Genomic DNA, 24,260 nt, shown 5'->3' on the forward strand with positions numbered 1-24,260 from the left:
TTGGGTATTGTTGATATCACGGTTGGTGGTATGGTAATCCTCCCATAAATAACCGAAGTTAAAAGCAGAGGTTAAGCAGCCATTAGAGGTGGCTTTCCTTTGTTAGCTTGATGTGGTCTTTCATGGTTGTAATGCCACAACCAGTTTGTTGCATAATCTTGTACTTCATCCAAAGTATCAAATAAATGCTTGCTCAGCCAACTATAACGTATGGTCCGATTATAGCGTTCAATATACGCATTCTGCTGTGGCTTACCCGGTTGAATATATTCAATACGAATACCATGCTCAGTAGCCCAGCGCACAAATTCGTGACTGATAAATTCGGGACCATTATCGCATCGGATCACTAACGGTTTTTCTCTCCACTCCAGCAATTGATTCAACGTACGAATAACCCTGATTGTGGGCAATGAGAACCCTGCTTCAATGGCTAGGCCTTCGCGGCGGTAATCATCAATCACATTCAATAATCGAAACTTGCGACCATCGGAAAGCTGATCATGCATAAAATCTAATGACCAAACCTGATTTTCTCGGATTGGTTCTTTCAATGGTTCAGGCGCATGCCGTTTTAGTCTTCTTCTCGGTTTAATACGCAGATTCAGTGCCAACTCACAGTAAATGCGGTAAACCCGCTTGTGATTCCAGCAGCAACTCTCAACATGCCGTAAATACGAGAAGCACAAACCAAAGCCCCAATCGGAATTTTCCTCAGTGAGTTCAATGAGCTGTTCAGCAATGAGTGCATTGTCATCGCTGAGTTTGGCTTGATAGCGGTAGCAGGTTTCACTAATGCCAAATGCTTTACAAGCCAAACGAATACTAATGGCATGCTGGGCAACTGCCTGTTGTGCCATCTTACGCTGGCAAGATGGCTTTACCACTTTTTTGCCATCGCTTCCTGGATGATTTCGGCCTTTAATCGCTCTTCCGCATACATCTTTTTAAGTCTGGTATTTTCGGCTTCTAGCTCTTTCAGTCGAGCCATTAATGATGTATCCATACCACCATATTTGGCACGCCATTTATAAAAGGTAGCATTACTCATGCCGTGTACACGGCAAAGGGTCGCTACAGGTGTGCCAGATTCTGCCTGTTTCAAGATGGACATGATCTGACTATCAGTAAATTTAGATGTTTTCATGCAGAATCTCCTGCTCGTATCTTAAGAGAAAATTCTACTTTTAGATCCTATTATTTTTAGGGGGGATTACCGTATCTTTCACATTCGTCACAGTACCTTGACCTAAGGTTGCCTTGGTCAGTTGTTCTGTTTCTTGCCCGCTGCTATTGATACCAATGGTCGTTGAACCTTTTGGAGCTGTAGAAGCTTCTTTAGTTCCCTTTTGTGGAATACCAATACTGGTCGATACATTAATTTCAAAAATTAAAATCCTTTAACGTCTTTCCTTTTTCATCCAATAATTTATATACAAAATCAGGTTCAATTTTTAAAAATAACTCAATAACATCATGAATTTTCCAACCATGTATTTCTGGATGATCAATGATTGAAATTAAATGTTCTTTTAAAAATGGAATATATTCTTTGAAGTCCTCATCGATTATTAAACCAAATAAAGAATCTATTCCAAAAGGTTGAGTATTAGCAAGCTCTATTATTTTGACAATATATGGAAACAATTTTTTTCTTGTTAAGGTACCTAGACCATGGTCAGATTTATCAGCCCAATAACGAATAAATGCTCTAAGAACATGTTGCAATGTATCATCATAACCATTTAGCCTATGATCAATAAAACCATTTAATTTATTGTTTTCAAATAATGCAGTTAAAGCATTAAAACCATAATCATCTCCCCAAAATGTCAACAATTTAGCAGCTTGGAATACAATATAGTCATCCGAATTTGTTAATAATTCTCTTAACTGTTCTATACGGCTAACTGAAATATCTTCAGCATCTAAGTCCTCTGCTATATCTGTATAATTGACACTATCAGGAATCTCATTTAATAAGTCTATAATCTTCTGTTCCAACTCTATACTCCTTACAAACTATTTCTTTATGTATTCTGATGGAACACAACCTTTGATTAAGCATTCCCCATCTCTAATAGCATGATTCAAATCTTTATTTGCATCTCTTAATTTATCTCGATTTTTTTTACTAGGATTACGATCATATTTCGCCTGAGCTGCATCGACTTTAGATTGTAATTCCTTTCTAACTTCGGTATGTGTCACAATCTGACTACCAGAAATCTTACCTGCATCAATATCTTCCTGCAATCGCTTCGTATCAATCTTAATTTGCTCACCACCATAATTTTTAGAATCAATAGCTATTGCTGGATCACTTGTTGAAATGTATGGTGTATTCTCAGAATTACCACCTCTAATATGAGATTGAACAGATCCTGTTCCTTCAGGGTTTGCAGCAACCAAATCACCTTTGTCATTTATGTAAGCTTTTGGTTTACCTTTATAATTTTCTGTAGCAGAAAAATCATGATCATTACGAGTAACATAATCAGGAACAGTAGGTTTTACTGATATTTCATCACTATTTTTAGCTTTTCCTTTCCCTGAAATTAGTGTCTCAGCAGCTATACCAACAATAAAAGTAGCACCTAGCTTTGCATTTTGCAGTGATTCCGCATAATTAAGACTTCGTTGAAAATCATCATCGCTTAGTCCAAGCTGTTTCAACTCACTAATTTTTTCAGACCGACTCCAATCATCATATAGACCATCTGAAAGTCCGTAGAGTGATTTTACTAAATGATCTGATACCGCATTTGTAGCATAATCAATATATTCTCCACTAAATTGATTAACTATATATCCTGCTGTTGCTTTTACAGGCCCTCCTAACAACACGCTAGCAGCAAGTTGTATTTTTTCAATGTCAACACCACTATCTACAGAAATTTTTTCTATATTTTTACTAATTTCTGCTGCCGCATGTAAAAATTTAAAACCTAGTAAATCCGTTTCTTTTACAGCAAGAGAACTATCTGTATTTTCAGCTAATATACTAATTAAGGAGTTTGAGTTGACTATTGGTTGCTCTTTAGAGAGCTCAGAATTAAGAATCTGTTCAATGCCACTACCATTCTGACTCAAAATATCTAATTGTTCTTGGACAGCAGATAATTTTTGAATTGCATACCAATAATTATCTGTATCTATAATCTTTTCGACCTCTTTAATTTCAAGACCATTTTTCAATAGCTCCCCTGCAACTTGCTGCCCATATTCCTCTAAACCCTCAAAATCTGCTGGTAAACTATAAAGTTTTGCTTGTATATTATTTAAACTTTGTAAAGCCTTCTCTTTATATTCTCCCTCAGGCATTTGCTTCACAATATTTTCAGCACTTTGACGGAAATTTTCAGGTAATTCCTTCTGCTCTTGAATAATCTCCGCCCGTCCACTCTTACTCAGTAAACGCTGATCAACCGTCACAGAACCATCCAGCATGCCCGTCACTTGGTCACGAGTAATTTCTTGCGTATTATTAATGTCCCGATTGGTGCTGTCTGAGGCATTTGCAACAGTCCCTTGACCCATCGTTGCCTTAGTCAATTGTTCTGTTTCTTGTCCACTGCTGTTAAGGCCAATGGTGGTTGAACCGTTTGGATATTTGGATTTTTCTCCATCTTTGTTGTTCGTGGTTTTGCCTATCGTCGTTGATACATTAAAACCACTGCTACTGTTGTAGTTATGATCTTCTATGTCTTTCAGCGCAAGTTCGCCTGAATAGTTCAGCTTACCGTGATCCGTTAATGTGCCGTCTTCATTCTTCGTCGCATTGGCAATCACACCACCAATACTGGTAATATTTTTAACACCCATCGCATCTAGATCAGCATCGTTCTGCGCATTGCCAATCAGCAGCTTACTAGTGTCATTTACCCATGCACTGTCAATGCTGCCCTTACTTTGGTTATAGCCAGCGCTGATATTGCTGGCTTTACCGTTAGAACCAAAACCTAAGCCAATATTTCCGCCTTTGCTGCTATTACTGCTAGTCTCTGTATCCTGCAAGCTTTCTACATGGATCTGATTTACTTGTAGATTACCTCGGTCAGCGATAGAAACCTCACCGCCCTGAATATTCAGTTTGTCTATTGCACCTTCAGTACGATTCAGCACAACTTCACTATTTACGTGGGTGAGGCTTTCGTTTTGTGATTGGCTGGTTTGCTTGCCTATTGAAGCACTGCCGCCACCGCCATAGGTATAGCTCACACTTTGGCTATTGGTTTTACTATTGCTGTCCTGTTTACTATGCTCGACGCCTGCAGTCACATTGAGGTCTTTGCTGCCATCAAAGGTCGTGGTGCCTGTTGCATTCACTCGGCTGCCTTGGATATTGATGTCTTGGCCTTCTGATTTAAGCTGAAGGTTATTTAAATCTAAGTTGCTACCTTGCCATTGGCTTTGTTCTGTATTCGTGGTCGTCGTAGTTTCAATCCTTTCACCATTGGCACCAATAGTAAAGCCATAGGTTGCACTGCTTGCAGCCGCAGATGCGGCTGCTGCCCCTACAGCAATCTGTGCACTTGCCACATTGGCCGTTGCCATTGCGACATTGGCTTTGCTGTCATCTAAGGCTCCTTTGGTAATTCGACCCGCTGCATAGTCACGTTGTGCTTGGCTATAATCATCTTTAGCTTTAGATAAGGCTTTAGTTGCATCTGCAACAGCTTCTACCGCTAAGATTGCATCTAAATAGGCATTGCGAATGCCGACTTCTGTACTGATGGTTTCAGTATGAGTCTTTTCTTCTGTGGTGGTTTTATTTTCATAACCGCCTATGTTAAGATTTCCTCGACCATGATCAATGATCGTATCACCTGTCGCTGTGATATTTTGGCCGAGGATATCTACACCTTCTGCACCTTGAATTGTTAAATTTTCAGTATTGATATTGCCTGACTTATGCGTTGTGGCTGTAGTTTTAACGGTATTCTCTGCGTCTTCAAGTACAAAGCCGCCCACTCGAATGCTGTCTTTATTCAGCTTAACCCCAAGACCTTGTACCGTTTCTTTGCTGTTTGACGTAACAGTTTTGTGTTGTTCTTCTGCTGCATCGAGCGTGACTTTTTTGCCCGCTAAGACCGTGTTCTGTGCATCAATGTTGCTACTGGTCAGTGTCGTTTGACCTGCTGAACCCACATAGACATTATTGGCACCAAGATCGGTCCCTGTTTGTGTTCTTTGCTCAGTCCGTGTGCTCGATGATTCTCCGATCGTGATCTTCGGTGCTTTTAATCCCGGAGCTAAAGCCTCAATACCCGCTAAGCCAACAGCAGTCACTTTCATTAAGTCTTTGGCAATGCCACGATAACCTTTTTGGGTTTCATCCCATTGCTGATCATTGGTTTCTAATGTCGTCAGACTGACATTTTCGGGCAGGGCATTACCATCTTTGGATTTTAAACTGCCATCCGCTTGGCGTTCGAATTGTTTATTGCCAATATAAATATTGTCTTGAGCTTGTATATCATTGGCTTGCAGCTCGATATTTTTACCGGCATTGATATCAACATTTTTGCCAGCTTTGAGCTGTGTTTGTGCAACATCTTCGTCGATATATCCTGATTGACGGTTTTTAAATTGAATTGTATTTTTCTTGGCTGTTTCCGTGCTCTTTATATCAGTATCAATATCTGACAAAAGTTTTACATTGCCTTGGTTTGCCGTAATTTGAATGCTGTCTTTCGCACCAGCTTGCAGGTGCGTGGCTTGAATATCTCCTGTTTGGCTATTGATCAGGATATTGCCACCCGATTGGATGTCGGTTGCAATCGATTGACTGGTCGAAGATTGGATTTTTTTATCTGTTGTAGAGAAGCCACCTTTTTCTTGGGCTGCAAGCTGAGAACTGCGTTCATCTCGTCCATTTTCGATCAAGACATTTTGTCCAGCATCAATCACTACATTGCCCGACGTACTGTTCAAGGTGCTGGCTTTAATCTGAGTATTGGCACCACTTTGCAGGGAAATATTTCCTTTCGCCTGAATCTGCGTCCCTACATCTCGACTCGAAGCATTCAGAATCTGATCCTTGTCACCTGCTGAGCTTAAATCACTGCGACTGACATTCACCGTAGAAAGATTCAGGTCTTGTCCCGCTTGGATCGCAATGCTACCTTGGCTTTGTAGATCTGATGCAGTCAGATTGATATTATTCTTGGCATTGGCAACCAGCTGACCATCCGCATCTTGTACATACAGCCCAGCAACACGGCCAATGTTTTCAGCGCTAAATTCACTTAAACCGTGCTTATTTTCAGTTTTAATCGTCGTGGTGATGTTGTTAATGTCTCGGCCCGCATCAAGGGCAAGGATTTGATTGGCGGTCATTGTCCCACCAATATTATTGATATCGGTGTGTGCTGTCGCAAAGACATCTCGACCTTGTATTAAGCCACCCACGTTATTAATGTTATTGGCTTCAAGACTCACCAATTGGCGTCCAGCAATACTGCCTTGGTTGTTTAAATCCCCACTCAGTTTTAAATTGACCGTCTCGCCTGCAATCAAGGCACCTTTGTTGTTTAAGTCCCCCGACTGTACCGCAACATACACTTTCGGTACCAAGACTTGGATTTTTTCGCCATCAACGGTAATGGTTTCTGTCACCAGCCACACCATATCACTGGTCAATCGAGCAATCTGTGCTTCTGAGAGCTTCACTCCAACACTTAAATTAAGATCTTTGGCAGCACTTACCCCAGAATCCATCAAGGCTTTGAATTGATCCTCGAAGTTCGTATAACCATCTAAATAAACTTGACCCGTCAGTTGTGCAATTTGGTCATTGACCAGTTTTTGCTCGTAATAACCATCCCCTAAACGTTTTTGCATATTTTGTGGGTTGGTCGTGAACATTTGCAGCATGTAATCACTGCCTAACCAATTTTTATAATTGGTAAAGGCATCGCTGCTTTCAATCAAAGGGCGGTTATTATTTTCTTTATTAACGCTGTATAAGGATTGCAGCGGTAAGCTGAGTTCTGAGGTATCACCATTTAATGTGCCTTGGTGAGCACCATCATATTTCACCACATCAAGTTTTATTGGCGTTACGATATCAGCTGGATTATAGGGTTTAACACTGTTCCACTTACTTCGTTTACTTGTACCTAATGTATTCCAACCTACATAGTGATACTGTGATGTCCCCGTTTTAATCACACGATGCTCACCCTCAGCATCAATATTATTCACTTCATTTTGTTCAATATTAATGCCTTTCGTCGCTAGAATTTGGCTCTTGTCATTGGTCAGGCTTTGGCCTTTTAGCGTCAGTGTGCCACCTGAAATAATCTCCGCTGGTGCACTGGAATCCACATAGTGTTGGGTTTCGTACTGGTTGTAGATATATCGGGTATAGTCTTCATATTTTTGACCATCCAGATAAATGCTGTCATAACTGCCACGACCTGTAATATGCGATGAATCAAGAATTTCAGCGCTTCCAGCACCTTGATAAGCGGTCACATCTTTGCGGGTTTCTGGTATTTCTTTGACACTTGAACTGAAATGCAAATTTCGGTTGGTCAAAATATCCACGCCTAAGTACATATCACCCACGGATTGAATACGTGCACTGGCATTGTCTAATAATGCGGCAGAGCCTTCTGCCATATGGTTTGCATTGAGTTGTCCACCAACAGTCAGCGCACCTTCGCTGGCAATTAAGGCTTGTTCTCGGTTTTCAATTTTTCCGCCTGCAATATCTAAGCGTTGACGTGCCGCAATCGTGCCTGCTTTGACATCGCCATTGGTTTGCTGTTCTGCATTGAGAAGATGCGCGGCTTGCAGGGCAATATGGTCACCATAGATTTGACCTGTACCCACGTTTTGGATGCCTTGACTGGCATCAATACGAGTTAAACCTTGGCTATTAATGAGGCCGGTATTGTTGACGTTTTCAGCCTGAATGCGTTGATCGCCTAGACTTAATATCTTGCCATTATTGTTTAAATCTTTTGCTTGAAGATTTAAACTCGCTGGGGTGCTATCGACTTTATTTTCTGCAACTACTGCACCGCTATTTTGCAGCTCGCCATTGGCACTGATTTTAATATGCCCGGCTGAAGCAAACACTTGCCCTGCATTGTTAATCCCAACCCCTTGTTCGGTACTGATTAAACTGATTTTGCCCGCATACATTCCGCCTAAGTGACTGGTATCAATGGCAAACTGTGGCACAGTGCCTGCCAACCCCGAAGCCGCCTGTATCGCACCAGCCTGCGGATTAACTTCAATATCATTTTGTCCAGCAACCACCGTCAATTCTTTAGCCCAAATCCCCGCATTGATCTGTGCAGCACGGCTGAGTAACTGGGTATAGTCGGCTTTACTGGCATCCAAGCCCTGACCTGTGATGTTAATCACCCCGTCACGGACTTGATAACCTGTCACTTGTCCATTTTGAATATTCGGATTGGCGGTACTTAAAGTCACCCCACCTGCATTGATAAAACCGCCACCATCGACATTAATCCCAGCTTGGTTGGCAATGATCACATCTGCTTTACGTCCACCGACCTCTACATAGCCATTTAAGTGACTTGGATTGCTGCCGTTCACCTGATTAACAATGACTTTGGCTTCACCGCCTGCAAGCCACGGATTGGCTTGGATATAACCCCCAAGCTGCGTTTGAGTATTTTGGCGGCTGTTATTTAAAATGACACCGTTCTGATTCACATCAAATTGCTGGTAGTGATTCACCGATACCCCAGCTTTGCTTGGGGTTTGAATATTCACCTGCGTTGTGCCATTGGCACTGTTCAATATCGTTGGACGCTGATTGCCTGCCGCATTCGAGTCTGCAACAACATTGCTGTGCGATACACCAATAGATGCATTGATCAGGGCAGTGCCTGTAATCAGCATCAATGAAAATGAAAGAACTTTTAAAGCTAAACTTTTTTCAGAAGCAACGACTGGTGTTTCAAGATCAACCGCTTTATTATTCTGTGTTGAGGCTTGTCCTGCAGCTGCGACATTTTCTGCAACAGCAATCATTTCACCACGGGTTTGACTAAAAATCGTTTTATAGCAGTTCTTATTCATTTTTCAATTACCAATGTGTCTTTATTTGGGAGATTTTTTCGCTTTAATACTACGAGCTCATTTTTTAGTTTGTACTTTTCTTTAGATCAGAATGAATAACTGGCACTAAAACCATAATTCAAATCATAATTTTGGAAATATTCAGGCTTCTTGATTGGTTTACCGATAAATATATCGTAGTAAAAAGTGCCACCCACCTTAAATTGACCACGTAGCCCCATCGCACCACCCACAAGGGTTTTACCTAAAAGCCATTGGGCAGATTGACCATCAACATGCCCAGCATCCAAGGCCATATAGAATTGATGTGCGGGAAAAATAGACATGGCTAAATCATTGCGCCAGTAGAAGCCACGGTCTGCTGCTAGGGTTAGGTCACCATCAAAACCGCGTACTGTATACCTTCCACCAATGGAAAGCCGGTCTTGGATGGTCAGCGGGGTGTCATTGTATTGCGCTCTAAAGGCACTTGAGTAGCTATATTGCTGGTTCTCAAATTGGAACGGAACATTCAGATTGGCATCTAGCGTCCAGATCTTCATCCGTGATGTACCTTCGTTCAGCGCTTCCTCAACTGCTGGTAATGAATCGAATGCACCTGTGCCTCGCTTATACCCTAGACTCAAATCCAGCACTGCAAATTGAATATATTCACGATGATCAAGGTTTAACTGCCAACCCGCAACATCTCTGCGCTGTATGGTCAGTTCGGCATCATCAATATAGCTTTTAGATTCTCGATGCCAGCCTTTCAAGGTCGCTGAGGTTTTACGCTTGGCATCCCGATAAAGCAATCGGGTCAAGCCTAAGTCTTGAGTCTGACTTTCTCCATTATAGTTATAGACATTATTGGTGCCTGCAACAGCTTGGTCATAATTGTATCGACTCGCATTGGCGCTGATCAGCCAGTTTTTATAAGGGACTGAATAATGAAGGGCATAGTTATGGGTTCCGCTCTTCACAGTGGTTCCATTTTGATCCGTAATCTCTTGCTGATCTGCTAAGTTACGGCCCATGGTGACGTAAAATAAGTCACTTCTAAATAAAGGGTTATCGACTGAAACGGTGATGTTACCTTGGTATTTACCGGTTTGACGACTACCGGCATCATCAGCACTTAAGGTCACGCGAATTGGAATTTTTCGCTGTTTCCATTTGACGATAACATCACTTTGATTGGGCGCATCTGCAGGAATAATTTGAATATCAGCTTCCGCTGTAGGCAGTCTTTTTAAGTTTTCTAAGCCTTGCTCTAAGTCACGTAAATTGAGAATATCGCCACTCTTCATTGGAAAGATATTTTTGGCATATTGAATTCGGCCTGCTCGGGTATTTTCCTCATCACTTAAATCGAGTTTGATTTCTCGAACTAATCCCGGAATGACGGTGAGTTTTAATACGCCTGTACTTAAGTTTTGAGGTGCAGCCAATATTCGTGTCGTAGTAAAGCCTCGGCCAATGATGATGTTCTGCGTTTGCGTCATCAACAGATTAATTCGCTGCTCACCCATGCATAAACCTGGAGTAAAACTTAAATCTTTTAACGCTTGTTGCACATATTGATCAAAATGCTTACTCATTTCGCCATCAAGTTCAACTGTCTTGATTTCAAAACAATTCTGATCTTCAAGGTCGGTAAGTTGTACAGCTTCTTTTTTTTGGATGACATCTAAATTAACATCACGTTCTGGTTGTATAATTTTTTCTAGTTCTGCTTGGCGCTGCTGGTTTCGAATCAAACCATCTATCGCTGGATCAAATGTTTCTGCAAATGCAAAAGGAGTAACAACAAAACCACCCAAAGTAAGCAAAATACTTTTTAATACTATATTTTTTTTGAACATAAATTTATTGCATGTTAAATTTTGCGCAGAAATTAACAAATAATGACCAAATATTCAATGGTATTTTATTTTTCAATTTCTCCCATTAGATTGTACCCCTCAATAGACACTTAACTTTCATTCTGCAGGACACCTTCACTTGCCACATGTGTCGTTGATAGCCAATCTGACCATTGTTCTTGATATAACTGTACCATATGAGCACTTGGCTGTTTTTTCGTAAGCGTCCGCTGAACACACCTTATGAATTCATCCTATAAGCCTTAATTTAGTCCCCACTTAAAAACAAGTGGGGACTTAAATTTATGACGACAAATAATCAGACATCCATCGCATCTCTAGCGAAAAAACGAAGAACATACAGTGCTGAATTTAAACAGCAGATCGTTCAGGCTTGTAAAGCACCTGACGTTTCAATTGCTTCGGTCGCTTTGCAACATGGATTGAATGCAAATCTTGTATCCAAATGGATTCGCTTATTTGATGGTAAACCAAAGAATGATCGCTCACCACCACCGAATAAACCTGCATTTATTGCCTTATCCTGCTCTGCACCATTAGATCCTATTTCTACTAATATGTTAACGGTTCAAATTGCTTTACCTCACTCAAAAGCAGAAATTGGCTTTGTGATACGGGTCTGATTTTTCTTGATAAGCTGTGGCTCAAATTTACCCTCACGATCTCTAGGGGTATCTAGTTCAAACTCACCATCATCAGTCAGTAGACGCTTCGTTGTGTAACCATTGCGAGCATTTTTACCTGTTCGTGGACTATTCTTTTCGTAACCTAAATGGTCGGTGAGTTCCGCATTAAGGGCAGTTTCAACAGTCAATTTCTTTAAAGCCCGACTAAAATTATTGAGATCGAGTTCGGTTTTTAGGTTCTTGGCTAACTCTTTAGCGAGTGCCAACATTGCTTCATCTTTCATGGTAAACACCTTTTGTTTGACCCCAACAACGTTGGGGGAGTTTAAGCGTTTACATAGTTTTATTTACAGTCTCAACAAATCCGAAAACAAGGCATCACCATTGCTCATCTAAGGAGTAGACCCAGATACGATATTAGGCATATTTAGGTTTTTTGTCGTGTACAGAGTCAAAAAAGATAGAATCTGGATTTTTATTACATTTACTATCCGTATACTTCAACAGCAGCTTTGAATGTTTCACTTAACCTTAAACTTTTTTTAAAATTAAATATATTTACATATACGTTCTAAAATTTGATATAATTTATTAAAACTTTAGATTCCAAGTGTAAATAATGAGAAGCGCTAATATTCGACGTGATGGCTACTTAAAATTTCTGAATACATGGCAAGACCGTGATGTCATTAAAGTACTTTCAGGTGTGCGTCGCTCTGGAAAATCCACCTTATTGGCAATGTTTCAACAAATCCTAAAAGCACAGGGTGTACAAGCCGAAAACATCATTGCCATCAACTTCGAATTTATGGAATTTGAAGAACTCACCGATTACCGTAAACTACATGATTATGTATTGTCCAAAGTTGATAAAAGTAAAAAAAACTATGTTTTCTTAGATGAAATACAACATGTTACAAATTTTGAGAAAGTAGTCGACTCTTTATATGTTCGGGATTATATCGATTTATATATTACAGGCTCAAATGCATTCTTTCTAAGTGGAGAACTTGCGACTTTACTTACAGGACGCTATATCGAGCAACATGTTCTACCTCTGTCATTCCAAGAATTTAAACAGTGGCATATTGAAAATAATCCGATCATCCAACAATTATCAAATCGTGATTTGTATGCCATGTATACGCGCAGTAGTTTCCCTTATACGCTTGCCATGACTAGCCAGCAGGAAACTTATGATTACTTGCAAGCAGTCTATGCCAGTGTAATGTTTAAAGATGTTATTCCCCGTTTGAATACTGCCGATATTAACTCTCTCGAGCGTGTCGCAAGATATTTGGCAAGCGTGACAGGCTCACCTATTTCCATCAATAAAATTAAAAATACCTTTGTTTCAAGTGGGGTTAAAATTTCATTTGAAACAGTAAAACGCTATATTCAGGGCTTACAGGACAGTTTGTTATTTTATAGTGCCGCACAATTTAAAGTACGCGGGCGTGAGTTATTACAATCCTCTGAAAAATACTATTTAGTTGATGTCGGATTGCGCCGGATTATGTTGCCTGATGCTAATGCTGATCAAGGTCATATCTTAGAAAATGTGATTTATCTTGAGCTTGTCAGACGAGGTTATACGGTCTATGTAGGGCGGGTTGATGAATATGAAATTGATTTTGTTGCTGTCGATACTTTACAGAATTTAACTTATTATCAGGTGGCATTAGAAACGCTCAATGAGGAGACACTCAGCCGAGAGTTACGTCCATTACAGAAAATTTCTGATTCGTATCCCAAGTATTTGCTTACCTTAGACACGATAGGGACTGAAGCGAATTATAATGGTATTGTAAAAATGAGTGCTCTCGATTGGTTGCTATCTGAAAATAAGTAAAGTTGAGGGTAGACATGGATACACTTATTTATTAATTAAAACTCAAAGACTTTTCAGCATTAACCAAGAGTGTGATCAAGCATAATTTCTGCTCCATTTGTGATGGATTGATTTACCTCGACTCGATTTCTATCTGATTAAGATGTATGGTCCGCTTGCATCATGTGAGGACAGGAAAAGGCGAAACGGCTACTTTTTGCATGTGATTAGATAGTTACGGCTGTTATAATCCGTTACTTAACGGGGGATTAATATGTTTAAAAATTTATTACTGAGTTTATTTGTGGCTGTTCCACGGCTTTGTTGCATAAAGATTTTGTAAGCTTCTGATTTAAATAGGTTTGTATGAATTTCAACCTAAAAATTAATGAACAAAATCAGTTGGTTATGTATTTATGCAACAAAGCCTATGTTAGAATATTTTTTTATCGATAGTCCAACATTAAAATTTCGTCTATCTGCGGGCTCAAAGAAACGATTATTACTATCATTGACAATCACGGAACCCACATAGTTTCGATCTAATAAATTATCTAGTCGTGCATAAGTATTTACTTTCCAGTCTTTATTGACCCACAAATAGCCAACATTTGCCGCAACGACCGTATAACTTGGTGCAGTATCAGAGTTGATATCATCGACATAAATCTTGTCCATATAACGTGCTTCTAAGCCTGCCTGAAATCCCTGCTCAGGTTGCCATGCCAAGCCTACAAAAGCTTGATTCTTGGCAATACCTGGAATATATGTTCCTTTTTGTATCAGCGGTTTGGTTGTGGTCGCTGGAATATCAGCATCAAAAGTCGCATCTAAATAACTATAACTGGTTCGAATATTGAGTGCTTGCCAGAGCTGTTTTTGCCACGATAACTCTAAGCCTTCACGTAAGGTTTTTTCTGCATTACGAAATGTGCTTCGCCCGCCATTGGCATCGTCAGGCACAATGTCATTTTTAGTTTCAGTATGAAATACAGCAAAAGTAAATAACCCTAAGGTATTCTGCGATTTTAAGCCAAGTTCTACGGTATCACTGGTCGCAGGTTTTAAATTAAAGTTAATGCCTGAAGTCCCTACTGTAAGATAGGCCATCTCGGTAAAGGTTGGTGTTTCGAAGCCTTTGCCATAGCTAGCATAAGTATAAAGCTCAGGTAATATATCCCAGCCTAAAGCGACAGTTGGAAGTAACTTTTGATAATCTGTTGAACCACTGTCATCACCATTGCCTGTGGTTTAGTCATGGTGCTGAAGCTATTTCTGATGTCTTAATTCTATTACCTGCAACACAGTACATTTAAGTTGATGATGCTACTAGCAATGTTTTAACTATTGGAAAATATTACAGTAATTTAAATTATTTGGGGGAATTTTCAATAAACATAAATTTCGACACGTCACATTGTGTCGTTAGTAAGTAGGATGATTCAATCACTTCAAACTTAGCATTGGTATAACCCTGCCCTATGAGACAGCTTCATAATAAGGCTGCTTATATCTAGAATACTGTGGCAGTTTAAAGTTTTATTTTAATTTTACCTCAAACCACATTTGATAAATAATGAAGAAAACCTAGATATAACCCCCACAAACTACTGATATTTTTAATTTGCTAAAATTTTACATTGATCATATTTCATTCATGTAATTGTCATTTTTGCTTCTTATGATGAAGCTTTTTAAACATGATGCTTCAAAAAAATGAAAAAAAAACCACTAACCTTAGCTTTATTAGCTTCGACAATTTTATTAACCGCATGTACTGATGATGGGGACAATGGTCAAAATGGATTGAATAGTTTGATTCAACAGACGCCTTTAGTACTTGGAAATGATGATTGCTGGAGTGCTGGAACACGTATTGAAAGTGGTTTGGATAAAAATCAAAATGGTGAGTTGGATGCGAATGAAATCCAGCAAAGCTCCATCCAGTGTGGTCCAAACTTATTTGCCCAAGGGGTTGCATTGCCTTACCAAAACTTAACAAGCTTTAAGGCGAATGGAACAACTATTGCGAGTGCATTTACACTTCGACAGGGTGGCTTTGGCTCTGATGTTGCTGCCCATCCTACGAACAATAAACAATTTTACGCAATCACAGATCGTGGCCCAAATGCTGACTATAATGATGGCGTGAATGGTGCTGGTAAGATTTTTCCAATGCCAGACTATATACCTAAAATTGGGTTGTTTGAGGTACAAGATGATGGCTCAATCAAACTCATCAAAACGATTTTATTAAAAGATCGTGATGGAAATAATATTAGTGGATTACCGAATACTGCTGCACTAGGTGGTACAGGCGAAACACCTTACGATATTCATGGCAAGGTCATCGCTAAAGATCCATCAAAGCCTTATGACCCAATAACGAACCCTATCAAACTTGATGATTACGGTCTCGATTCTGAAGGTTTGGCAGCATTGAATGATGGTACATTCTGGGTGAGTGATGAATATGGTCCTCACATTGTGCACTATGATGCCAATGGAAAAGAAATTGGTCGTATTAATCCTTTTGTAAATGATGTGCGCAATACCTTCACTTTACCGCAAGAATTTAGTTATCGTCGTGCCAACCGTGGTATGGAAGGTTTAACTATTACACCTGACCAAAAAACATTGGTTGGGATTATGCAATCGACAATGGACTTACCGACTAAAGCTGTTAATAAATCAACCTTAACACGTATTGTGACGATCAATCTTGAAACAGGAAAAGTTGCTCAGTATCTCTATCGTCAAGAAATTGATGCTAACTCAAACTCAGCTATTATTGCGATTAATGATCATGAGTTTTTAGTACTGGAACGTGATGGCAAATTCCTTAAAGACGATCCGAATATCATGAAACATGTTTATCGTATTGATCTGAAGGATGCTACCAATTTGGAGGATATCGCAACTCAGGGCGATCTAGTGCAAGATCCTAAACTTGGTTTAACGATTGCAGGTAAAACCCTCGAGCAATATTTCATCAATAACGATAAAAAATGGGAAGCATTACAAGCACTAAATATTCAGCCAGTAAGTAAAACATTGGTATTGGATATGGGTAAACGTGTAAGTTATGCGCATGACAAAATGGAAGGTCTATGGTTGATTAACCGACAAACTCTTGGCATTGTGAATGATGATGACATGGGTCTTTGGACAACCAATGGTTTAGAGCAAAAGTATTTGGATAATGTGGGCATGCGTGTCGATACACCTACCTTATATATTGCCGATAAGTTAAATCTTTTCAACCCATAACAATGAATGAAGCCCAAAAGCTAAAACTTTTGGGCTTTTTAAATTCAACTTTTGTCTAGAGAGAAAAATGAGAATAACTCAATCGGCTTTGATAACTTTCTTGGCAATTACAGTGCTACCATCGCTGAGCTATGCATCTCCCAAAGTCACATCTCGCGAATACAAAGTACTATTAGATCCCATAAATTTTAATTATGGAAATGAAGCAAGCAGCATAAATAGCTATTTTTCAGCGGTGAAAAATGCGATTGAAAATAAAATCAGTCGTGACGTAACTGGTGCTATGATCTTTGATACACAAAGAGAAATCCGCTTTTACGATACTCAAGGAAGCTGTACTTTAAAAAATATGGGATACAGCTTCAGAGAGCGTAATGAAAATGGTACAAAAGAAGTAACTTTAAAGTATCGTGGATATGACCATTATATTGCTGACTTCAAAGATTTGACTAGCAATGTATCAGGCGCAAAAACTAAGCTAGAAGATGACATTACTCGTAAAGATAACTTGAGTTTCCTTGTAGTTGCAAGCAAGTCAACAACCGTACCAACCTCGCGAACCATTAACGATTTTGAGGATATCAATATTCTATTTACTGGCTTCAAAAATGACTATAATTTTAATAATAGTCTAGCCCTGAATCAAGTTGGTGGTCTAACTATCTATGAACGAAAATATAGTGGTGCAACGATTGATTTAGGTGAATTCGATGCAGATTTAGAGTTAAGTTTATGGTATACCCTATTGCCTTACGGTAGTCTAAAACCTGTTTTAGCAGAAATTTCGTTTAAATATTCAGATCCCAATGCGAATTTCACAAGAAAAGTAGTTGATCGTGCTGCTTTAAGCTTCAGTGCTTTAAAAGGTTTAACCCAATATAATGCACCAACTTCGACAGCAACAAAGACTCAGTTTGTGTACCAATATCAATCAAATTTCTGCAATTAGCCTTCATACACATCTAGAAAATTTAACCTGATAGAAACAATAAAAAATGGGTAACTGTCAGATCAGGTTTGAGATACAAGTTATCCTTCTCTGCCCCAATTTCAAGCCCAATATTTAAAGCTTGGGCTGTTCTAAACACATTAATCACACAGCCTAAACCGAGTGAATAAATCGGCTGTCTTAATAGAACAACAACAGCACCTAGAATATGCTCAACTTCAGCCACAGTTTCAGGCTCGTATAGGTATTTTCCGTTCGCTTCTACGTGATTGTCAGTTTAGGACGCAAACTGGGGCTCATCCCGCCTGCACGTCCAACGCACAGCTTGGGGTATGAAGAATCACTCTATTGGTTCAGAGTATTGGCCTTCTTCGATGGCAAACGCAGCCGCATGTCGAAAAGGCCCATCAGGCGAAAATAGCAAGCCCCCCATTTGATCACTTACCGTGGCAGTTGGGACAATGGGGCAACACTTGATATGCCGAGCTTAAGAGGGTGAATAAGAGGGATGTGAACCGCCCCAAGGAATGGGGCAATTGGGGATGCGGTAACAACTCCTAACCGCATCAAGAATACCAAACTTGCAAAAGTCCCAAATTGGGACTAATATCTATTTATGAGAATTATCGCACTATCAACCTTAAAAACATTTTGGGAAGACAGCTCAGAATACATTGACGCTAAAGAGCCAACGTTAGCTTGGTATAGGCATGCATTAAACGCTGATTGGGGAGCACCGGCGGATGTGAAACAGGACTTTAGAAATGCCAGCATCCTCAAAGATGGGCGTGTCGTGTTTAACATTGCCGGTAATAAATACCGGTTAGTTGCTTGGATCAATTATGCGTACAAAGTGGTTTACATACGGTTTATCGGCAGCCATGCGCAATACGATAAAATTGATGTACAAACGATTTGAAGCCAAAAGGTAGTAACAAGAGGTAAATATAATGGACATCAGACCTATTAAAACAGATGCCGACTACCGCGCGGCATTAAACGACATCGAAAACCTAATGATGGCGGAGCCTGATACCGTCGAAGGCGAAAAGCTGGACATTTTGGTTACGTTAGTCGAGGCCTACGAAGCAAAGCATTTTCCAATGGATTTGCCAGACCCTGTTGAGGCAATAAAGTTTGAGATGGAGCGCAAAGGCTTAACCGTTAAAGATCTTGAACCCATGATAGGTAAAAGCAATCGTGTTTATGAAATCCTAAACCATAAGCGATCACTCACGCTAAAAATGATTTGGAAACTTCATGAAGGGTTAGGTATTCCAGCAGAGTCGCTGATCAAGCCACCGCAAGTTCGCGCTTTATAGTGCTGCGAATCAAAATTAGTTTGTTATGAATGACGCTCGCTACCCAAACATTTCTGCTATTGATAACAGGCTAGCTGAGCTTGAAAATGAAAAGCAGCAGCTTCTCGCATTAAGAGAGGCTTTGCGTAGCGCTCAAATCGAGCGTTCAGTACAGACATTCACGCCAGAACAAAAGGTCGCCTTATTCAGACAACGATTTCGTGGAAGAGAGGATATCTTTGCCAATCGTTGGCAAAATCAACAGGGGCGCAGTGGCTATTCCGTAGCCTGTGATAATGAGTGGGTAAGCGGGCTATGCAACAAACCCCGCATTAAATGCCAAGACTGTTCACACCGAAAGTTTAGCGAATTAAACGAGCACATTATTTACAGGCACCTTGCCGGTCATCAAGTGGTTGGTCTGTATCCACTACTTAAAGATAATTCGTGCTATTTGTTGGCAGCCGATTTTGACAAAGGCTGTTGGCAAGAAGAAGTCAAAGCAATGTCTAAAGTGTGCCAAGCGTTTGATATTCCGCACGCGATAGAAATCTCGCGTTCTGGCAACGGGGCTCACTTATGGATATTTTTTGAAACCAATATCCCAGCGAACCATGCTCGGGCACTGGGTTTCGCTTTGCTTGATAAAGCCATGGAAATATTTCCAAATCTATCGTTTGACTCCTATGACAGGCTCTTTCCTAACCAAGATGTACTTCCTGAAGGCGGGTTTGGCAATCTCATTGCGTTACCACTTCAAAAGGAGGCTCGCCTTTCAGGTCGTAGTTGCTTTGTTGACAGTGACCTGAATGCCATCGATGATCAATGGCGGTACCTTGCTGAGCTTAAAACGCTCACTCAGTCGAGTATTGACCAACTCATAACAACTATTTCACCCAACACCCTATTACTGTCCGAGCAAGGGCTAACAGACAACCGCCCTCCTTGGGAAATCACAGCCAAAGCCGCACCAATAAAATTAGAGTCTTTGCCGAAAAACGTGACCATTACCTTGGCCAACCATATCTACTTTTTGATGAGCGAGTTACCTGGGCCATTACTGGCCGGACTAAAGCGATTAGCTAGTTTTTCTAATCCTGTGTTTTTTAAAACACAAGCGTTGCGCTTTTCAACCCATGGCATTCCGAGGTTTATTTCCTGTGCTCGTATTGAAAACGGTTATCTAGCACTACCGCGAGGCTGCCTCGATGATGCGATTGCTTTGCTACAAGAGCAAAACATTTCGCCACTATTTGACGATAAGCGTGAAATTGGTAAACCATTATTAAAGCTTACCCCTGAGTTCACTTTGCGAAAGAACCAGCGTGACGCAGTGGCCGCAATATCTAAACATGACTTCGGTATTTTGCATGCGCCAACTGCATTTGGAAAAACGGTTACTGCCATTGCTATGATCGTAAAACGCAAAGTAAATACCCTCATACTGGTTCATAGCCGACAACTGCTCGAACAATGGCAAGAGCGCTTACGCACGTTCCTACCCGAAGTAACCATTGGCAGTATAGGCGGAGGTAAAAGAAAGCCGAGTGGCATTATCGACATAGCCACCTACCAAAGTTTGGTTAATAAAAAAGACAATTCCATCACTCCTCTCATTCAAGACTACGGCCATATTATTGTTGACGAATGCCACCACCTATCTGCACCAAGGTTTGAAATGGTACTCAACGAGGTAAGAGCAAAATATGTATTGGGCCTTACAGCAACACCAGAGCGACAAGATGGTCATCAAAAGATCATTTTTATGGCGGCAGGGCCTATTCGCTACAAAGTGAAACAAAGCCCTGATGAGCAATTTACTCAAACCGTGATGATTCATCAGCTCTACGATGTACCAGCAGCAGAGCTTATAAAAACAGATGAGCGCCCCAAAATAAGCGATGCCTACCGCTGGCTCGTCAATAATGAGCAGCGCACTTCAAAAATCGTCTCAGACGCCTACGAGTGTGTTCAAAATGGCGGACACCCGTTAGTCCTTACAGAGCGTAGAGAGCACGCAGAATCCATACACTCACGACTTACCGAAATGGGTATAAGCACTGTCGTACTTAAAGGCGCCATGAAAGCTGCGGAACGCAAGAACGCTGACAATCATCTGCAATCGGCTCAAGTCGTCGTCGCAACAGGAAAATATGTAGGCGAAGGGTTTGACCTACCAAGACTGGATACGTTGTTTTTGGCCATGCCCATCTCATGGAAAGGAACATTGGCTCAATATGCCGGTCGTATTCATCGTGAATCGGAAGGCAAAACACAAGTCACTATTCACGACTATGTGGACTGCACTCTCCCTATGCTGCAACGCATGTTTAAAAAACGCGAGAAAAGCTACAAGGCTATGAGGTACGCCCTTGAGTACATTGATGACAACAGTAACAAGCAACCTTCATTGAAATTAGAAAACATCCCTTCACCAAATACCAAGCCAAAATAAACAGCAGCACTTCATTAAACACTTCCCCATGCCTTTACCCCCATACGCCAAAACTGAGCTAAATCAGCTGTGGTTTGTGCTCCACAATTGGAAATAAATTCAGCAATCTCTAAGTAGCTGGCACCTTGAGATTGTTCACCATCATAGTATTGAAGCTGTGTCATGGCCGACGAAAAATGCAGCCGCTTGTCACCGTCGCGGTCAAACCGTTTTGTTAAGAAGGTATGGTGCTGTGACGAAAATTGCCTCATCTCACTTGGAAACATGTCAACACCTGCCGCTAACGCCAATTCATAACAGACCATCTCCCACGCGCCCACATCATGGGTATCGTTTAAATTGGGAAACTTAGCAATCCACAAGTGGTCTTGTTCATCTGTGACACAAGCTTTGGGCCTTGCACCACCTAATGATGAGCCTGGAGAAATCAGCATTTTCAACCAGCGGTAATACTCGTCACTGTCGATGTTATCGTCTTTTTCAATCTGCATTGCTGCATGCTCTAGCTCTCGCAAAGAAGCCATTGGCGGCGCAGCAAATTCAGAATTGTCGTCCAAAAAAGCATTCGAGCCTGTTCGCTTAAATCGAATACCACCCATCCGGTAAGAGTCATTTACGCCCAGCAGGTAATCCAATTCGTTTAATCGACTTGTTGCTCGAATGCCTTTGCGCGCCTCAATCGCCGCACGCCGCTGCATTAAAATACGCCCCCATCTATCAGGCGATGAATCAAGAAATGCGCGGAAGCTTTTATCGACTTCATCGTTTTAGAGTACACCGGAGTGGAGGGTCAGGATGGGATCAATTTGCAAGCGATAGGCTGAGGTTAAAAATGCTTTATCGTAGGCAAAACTAAACACGCCACCTCGGCTTGAATCGCTGTAAGAAAGCAGCCCTATTAGCAAAGGTGCTTCAATTGGCTGCCAGTCGGCATAGACTTCAACGATTTCACGGCTCATCTTGAACCTTCCAGCAATTTTATGTTTTGCAGCTTGATACCCACTTCATCATGGGCGGCCATTTCTGCAAAGTTGCTTTCCATGCCAAGAACGGCCATCACCTTTAAGTAAGTGCCTATGGCAACGCCCGGATCACCGGCTAAGACTTAATTCACGGTTTTATGATCAAAACCAGTACGTTCACACAGTAGCTTTTTGGTAAAACCACGTCTTTTCATCGCCAACAGCAAGTCTTCACCAAACTGCGTCAGGATTTTACGCTGCTTTGGAAACAATATATTGTGTAAGTCACGCTTAGCCATATCACCAACCAAAGGGACTATATTCCCACTTTACTCAATATAATTGGATTTATATCCTACTTTTAGGTTTAGCTTGCGCGTTGGCCAAGGCGATGATGTGAATCCCTGAATGCCAAAGGTCATCAAATTACACTTTTATGCGCATAAAAATGTAAAATTCCGCACTTTTCTGCGCGTAAAAGTGTAGGCTGAGTTATACTACAGGCAGTTAACAGTCTTAATTGGCGGGAAATGACAATGCAGCGCAACTTACTAAACGCCCTAATAACATGGAAAAATCAACCGGTGCGCAAGCCATTATTGATCGATGGTGCAAGACAAACAGGTAAAACCTATCTGCTACAAGAGTTATTTGGGAATACCTTTGCCAACATCCTTCGTATCGACTTCCTTGAAAACCCTGCCTACAAAGAAGCGTTCGATGGCTCTCTGTCACCTGACGAGCTAGTAATGAATATTGAGTTGTTAACCAACCAAGCGTTCAACCCAGAAACCGATCTGCTGATATTAGATGAAATTGGCGAATGTGAACGTGCCGTTACCTCACTAAAGTACTTTGCTGAAAAAGCACCGTCCTATTTTGTCGCTGCCAGCGGCTCGAATATTGGTTTGCTCAACACCTTCCCTGTGGGCAAGGTAGAACAATACAATTTACGACCACTGACCTTCCAAGAATTTATTTACGCATCCAACGAGCAAGCGCTGATCAAAGCGTTTGATAGTCAAGCAAGCACACCGGCAGTACACACCAAATTGATGGACAAACTCACTGACTACTTTTTTACTGGTGGTATGCCGGAAGCCGTTTCTGCTTGGTATCAGTATAAGGATTCAAGCATTCTAGAGCGTGTTGAAAAAGTCACAAAAATTCATGCCGATTTAGTGGAAGGTTATCGCCGCGATTTTGGTAAGTACGCGGGCAAGGTCGACACCACACTGATTGAATCGGTATTTAATAGCATTCCAGCCCAGCTATCACTTGTCAGCGATGAGTCGGTTAAACGCTTTAAATTTAAGCATGTGCATGAGCGTAAATCTCGTTATAGCGATTTTGAAACCGCGATCCATTGGCTTAACTGCTGCCGCCTAGCTTTGCCAAACTACCCTATTGAAGGATTGCCGAAATCTCCGTTAGCGGCCTATAAAAAAGAAAATATGGTGAAACTGTTTTTGTTTGATGTGGGTCTGCTTAATCATATGCTCGGCAGCAGTTATAAAGAAATTAAGCAACAAAACTATGAATACAAAGGTTATGTGGCTGAAAACTTTGTGCAACAAGAGCTCACTGCCATTGGCGTTGACCCAAGCTATTCATGGAATGACGCCCGTGCCGAAATCGAATTTATTTTGGCGACCGATGAAGGCGATATCGTCCCTGTGGAGGTCAAAAGTGGTAAACGTACAAGAGCAAAATCGTTGGCATCCTACGTTGAAAAATGTACTCCAAGTAAAACCTTTAAGTTAACGGGTACACAAGGCTCATCCGCATTAGAGCAAACCAATATCGTGATGCCTTTGTATTTCACGCAGTATTTACCACAGAGATGGTAAAAGCGCGTTACTTAGACCCCGAGGTCTACACAAAGTGACTTCATAGGTAACAATTTGTAGACCTTTGGTGGGCTTACAACCTTTC

Annotated in this window: 13 protein-coding genes and 5 pseudogenes; 9 read left to right on the forward strand and 9 right to left on the reverse strand. The window is 40.9% G+C overall.

Going from position 1 to position 24,260, the window contains the following annotated elements; all coding sequences use genetic code 11:
• Positions 1-71: 71 nt before the first annotated feature.
• The 4 genes from FTT70_RS10590 to FTT70_RS10605 form a co-directional block, all read right to left on the reverse strand.
• A protein-coding gene (locus FTT70_RS10590; protein ID WP_179991387.1) for an IS3 family transposase occupies positions 72-1,147 on the reverse strand; the annotation gives its coding sequence in 2 pieces (ribosomal slippage) (positions 72-895 and positions 895-1,147; 1,077 coding nt in all).
• 236 nt (positions 1,148-1,383) lie between these two features.
• Complete coding sequence (locus FTT70_RS10595) at positions 1,384-2,004, reverse strand: hypothetical protein (RefSeq protein WP_154320123.1); 621 nt, start codon at positions 2,002-2,004, stop codon at positions 1,384-1,386.
• 18 nt (positions 2,005-2,022) lie between these two features.
• The gene (locus tag FTT70_RS10600) at positions 2,023-9,066 is read right to left on the reverse strand and encodes a hemagglutinin repeat-containing protein (protein ID WP_167846512.1); all 7,044 of its coding nucleotides are present in this window, start codon (positions 9,064-9,066) and stop codon (positions 2,023-2,025) included.
• A gap of 86 nt (positions 9,067-9,152) precedes the next feature.
• Positions 9,153-10,910, reverse strand: a complete 1,758-nt coding sequence (locus tag FTT70_RS10605) for a ShlB/FhaC/HecB family hemolysin secretion/activation protein (RefSeq protein ID WP_154320126.1) — start codon at positions 10,908-10,910, stop codon at positions 9,153-9,155.
• A 305-nt stretch (positions 10,911-11,215) separates the two neighbouring features.
• Here FTT70_RS10605 and FTT70_RS10610 point away from each other — a divergent pair, with 305 nt between their 5' ends.
• Positions 11,216-11,554: a transposase gene (locus FTT70_RS10610; protein ID WP_154320127.1), complete on the forward strand. Its 339-nt coding sequence runs from the start codon at positions 11,216-11,218 to the stop codon at positions 11,552-11,554.
• Here FTT70_RS10610 and FTT70_RS10615 read toward each other — a convergent pair.
• Positions 11,539-11,841 (reverse strand): annotated as a pseudogene (locus tag FTT70_RS10615) (transposase); the annotation flags it as partial. The gene FTT70_RS10610 and the pseudogene FTT70_RS10615 sit on opposite strands and share 16 nt — an antisense overlap.
• Positions 11,842-12,176: 335 nt before the next feature.
• On the opposite strand from FTT70_RS10615, the gene FTT70_RS10620 reads away from it, so the two are divergent.
• Positions 12,177-13,409 (forward strand): ATP-binding protein, encoded by a 1,233-nt coding sequence (locus tag FTT70_RS10620; RefSeq protein ID WP_094069408.1) that lies wholly within the window; start codon positions 12,177-12,179, stop codon positions 13,407-13,409.
• A 38-nt stretch (positions 13,410-13,447) separates the two neighbouring features.
• A pseudogene (locus tag FTT70_RS13720) lies at positions 13,448-13,534 on the forward strand (HNH endonuclease); the annotation flags it as partial.
• 268 nt (positions 13,535-13,802) lie between these two features.
• Here FTT70_RS13720 and FTT70_RS10625 read toward each other — a convergent pair.
• Positions 13,803-14,630 (reverse strand): annotated as a pseudogene (locus FTT70_RS10625) (TonB-dependent receptor domain-containing protein); the annotation flags it as partial.
• Between the two features lie 474 nt (positions 14,631-15,104).
• Between FTT70_RS10625 and FTT70_RS10630 the strand changes: the two are divergent.
• Positions 15,105-16,658 (forward strand): esterase-like activity of phytase family protein, encoded by a 1,554-nt coding sequence (locus FTT70_RS10630; protein WP_167846514.1) that lies wholly within the window; start codon positions 15,105-15,107, stop codon positions 16,656-16,658.
• A gap of 67 nt (positions 16,659-16,725) precedes the next feature.
• Complete coding sequence (locus FTT70_RS10635) at positions 16,726-17,607, forward strand: hypothetical protein (RefSeq protein ID WP_094069355.1); 882 nt, start codon at positions 16,726-16,728, stop codon at positions 17,605-17,607.
• A gap of 22 nt (positions 17,608-17,629) precedes the next feature.
• Here FTT70_RS10635 and FTT70_RS10640 read toward each other — a convergent pair whose 3' ends face one another.
• On the reverse strand, positions 17,630-17,833 hold the full coding sequence (locus tag FTT70_RS10640) for a hypothetical protein (protein WP_094069354.1): 204 nt from the start codon (positions 17,831-17,833) through the stop codon (positions 17,630-17,632).
• A 390-nt stretch (positions 17,834-18,223) separates the two neighbouring features.
• Between FTT70_RS10640 and FTT70_RS10645 the strand changes: the two genes are divergently transcribed.
• The 3 genes from FTT70_RS10645 to FTT70_RS10655 are packed head-to-tail and all read left to right on the forward strand — an operon-like array spanning position 18,224 to position 21,363.
• A complete protein-coding gene (locus FTT70_RS10645; RefSeq protein ID WP_154320130.1) occupies positions 18,224-18,526 on the forward strand; it encodes a type II toxin-antitoxin system HigB family toxin in 303 nt (100 codons plus the stop codon).
• A gap of 31 nt (positions 18,527-18,557) precedes the next feature.
• Positions 18,558-18,929 carry a type II toxin-antitoxin system HigA family antitoxin gene (locus FTT70_RS10650; protein ID WP_000354814.1) on the forward strand — a complete coding sequence of 124 codons (372 nt, stop codon included), beginning with the start codon at positions 18,558-18,560 and terminating at the stop codon, positions 18,927-18,929.
• 25 nt (positions 18,930-18,954) lie between these two features.
• Positions 18,955-21,363 carry a DEAD/DEAH box helicase family protein gene (locus FTT70_RS10655; RefSeq protein ID WP_094069352.1) on the forward strand — a complete coding sequence of 803 codons (2,409 nt, stop codon included), beginning with the start codon at positions 18,955-18,957 and terminating at the stop codon, positions 21,361-21,363.
• A gap of 44 nt (positions 21,364-21,407) precedes the next feature.
• Here FTT70_RS10655 and FTT70_RS10660 read toward each other — a convergent pair.
• Both FTT70_RS10660 and FTT70_RS13725 read right to left on the reverse strand, forming a co-directional pair.
• A pseudogene (locus tag FTT70_RS10660) lies at positions 21,408-22,322 on the reverse strand (type II toxin-antitoxin system HipA family toxin); the annotation flags it as partial.
• Positions 22,319-22,624: pseudogene (locus tag FTT70_RS13725) on the reverse strand (transcriptional regulator). The pseudogenes FTT70_RS10660 and FTT70_RS13725, both read right to left, overlap by 4 nt.
• Positions 22,625-22,861: 237 nt before the next feature.
• On the opposite strand from FTT70_RS13725, the gene FTT70_RS10670 reads away from it, so the two are divergent.
• Positions 22,862-24,175, forward strand: a complete 1,314-nt coding sequence (locus FTT70_RS10670) for an ATP-binding protein (RefSeq protein WP_070153175.1) — start codon at positions 22,862-22,864, stop codon at positions 24,173-24,175.
• Positions 24,176-24,260: the final 85 nt, after the last annotated feature.

It is taken from the genome of Acinetobacter sp. YH01003 (assembly GCF_013420525.1).
Classification (GTDB): domain Bacteria; phylum Pseudomonadota; class Gammaproteobacteria; order Pseudomonadales; family Moraxellaceae; genus Acinetobacter; species Acinetobacter towneri.

Excerpts from the sequence above, each read along its gene's own strand:
- FTT70_RS10600 (WP_167846512.1), bottom strand. The coding sequence starts at position 9,066 with ATGAATAAGAACTGCTATAAAACGATTTTTAGTCAAACCCGTGGTGAA.
- FTT70_RS10605 (WP_154320126.1), bottom strand. The coding sequence starts at position 10,910 with ATGTTCAAAAAAAATATAGTATTAAAAAGTATTTTGCTTACTTTGGGT.
- FTT70_RS10610 (WP_154320127.1), top strand. The coding sequence starts at position 11,216 with ATGACGACAAATAATCAGACATCCATCGCATCTCTAGCGAAAAAACGA.
- FTT70_RS10620 (WP_094069408.1), top strand. The coding sequence starts at position 12,177 with ATGAGAAGCGCTAATATTCGACGTGATGGCTACTTAAAATTTCTGAAT.
- FTT70_RS10630 (WP_167846514.1), top strand. The coding sequence starts at position 15,105 with ATGAAAAAAAAACCACTAACCTTAGCTTTATTAGCTTCGACAATTTTA.
- FTT70_RS10635 (WP_094069355.1), top strand. The coding sequence starts at position 16,726 with ATGAGAATAACTCAATCGGCTTTGATAACTTTCTTGGCAATTACAGTG.
- FTT70_RS10645 (WP_154320130.1), top strand. The coding sequence starts at position 18,224 with ATGAGAATTATCGCACTATCAACCTTAAAAACATTTTGGGAAGACAGC.
- FTT70_RS10650 (WP_000354814.1), top strand. The coding sequence starts at position 18,558 with ATGGACATCAGACCTATTAAAACAGATGCCGACTACCGCGCGGCATTA.
- FTT70_RS10655 (WP_094069352.1), top strand. The coding sequence starts at position 18,955 with ATGAATGACGCTCGCTACCCAAACATTTCTGCTATTGATAACAGGCTA.
- FTT70_RS10670 (WP_070153175.1), top strand. The coding sequence starts at position 22,862 with ATGCAGCGCAACTTACTAAACGCCCTAATAACATGGAAAAATCAACCG.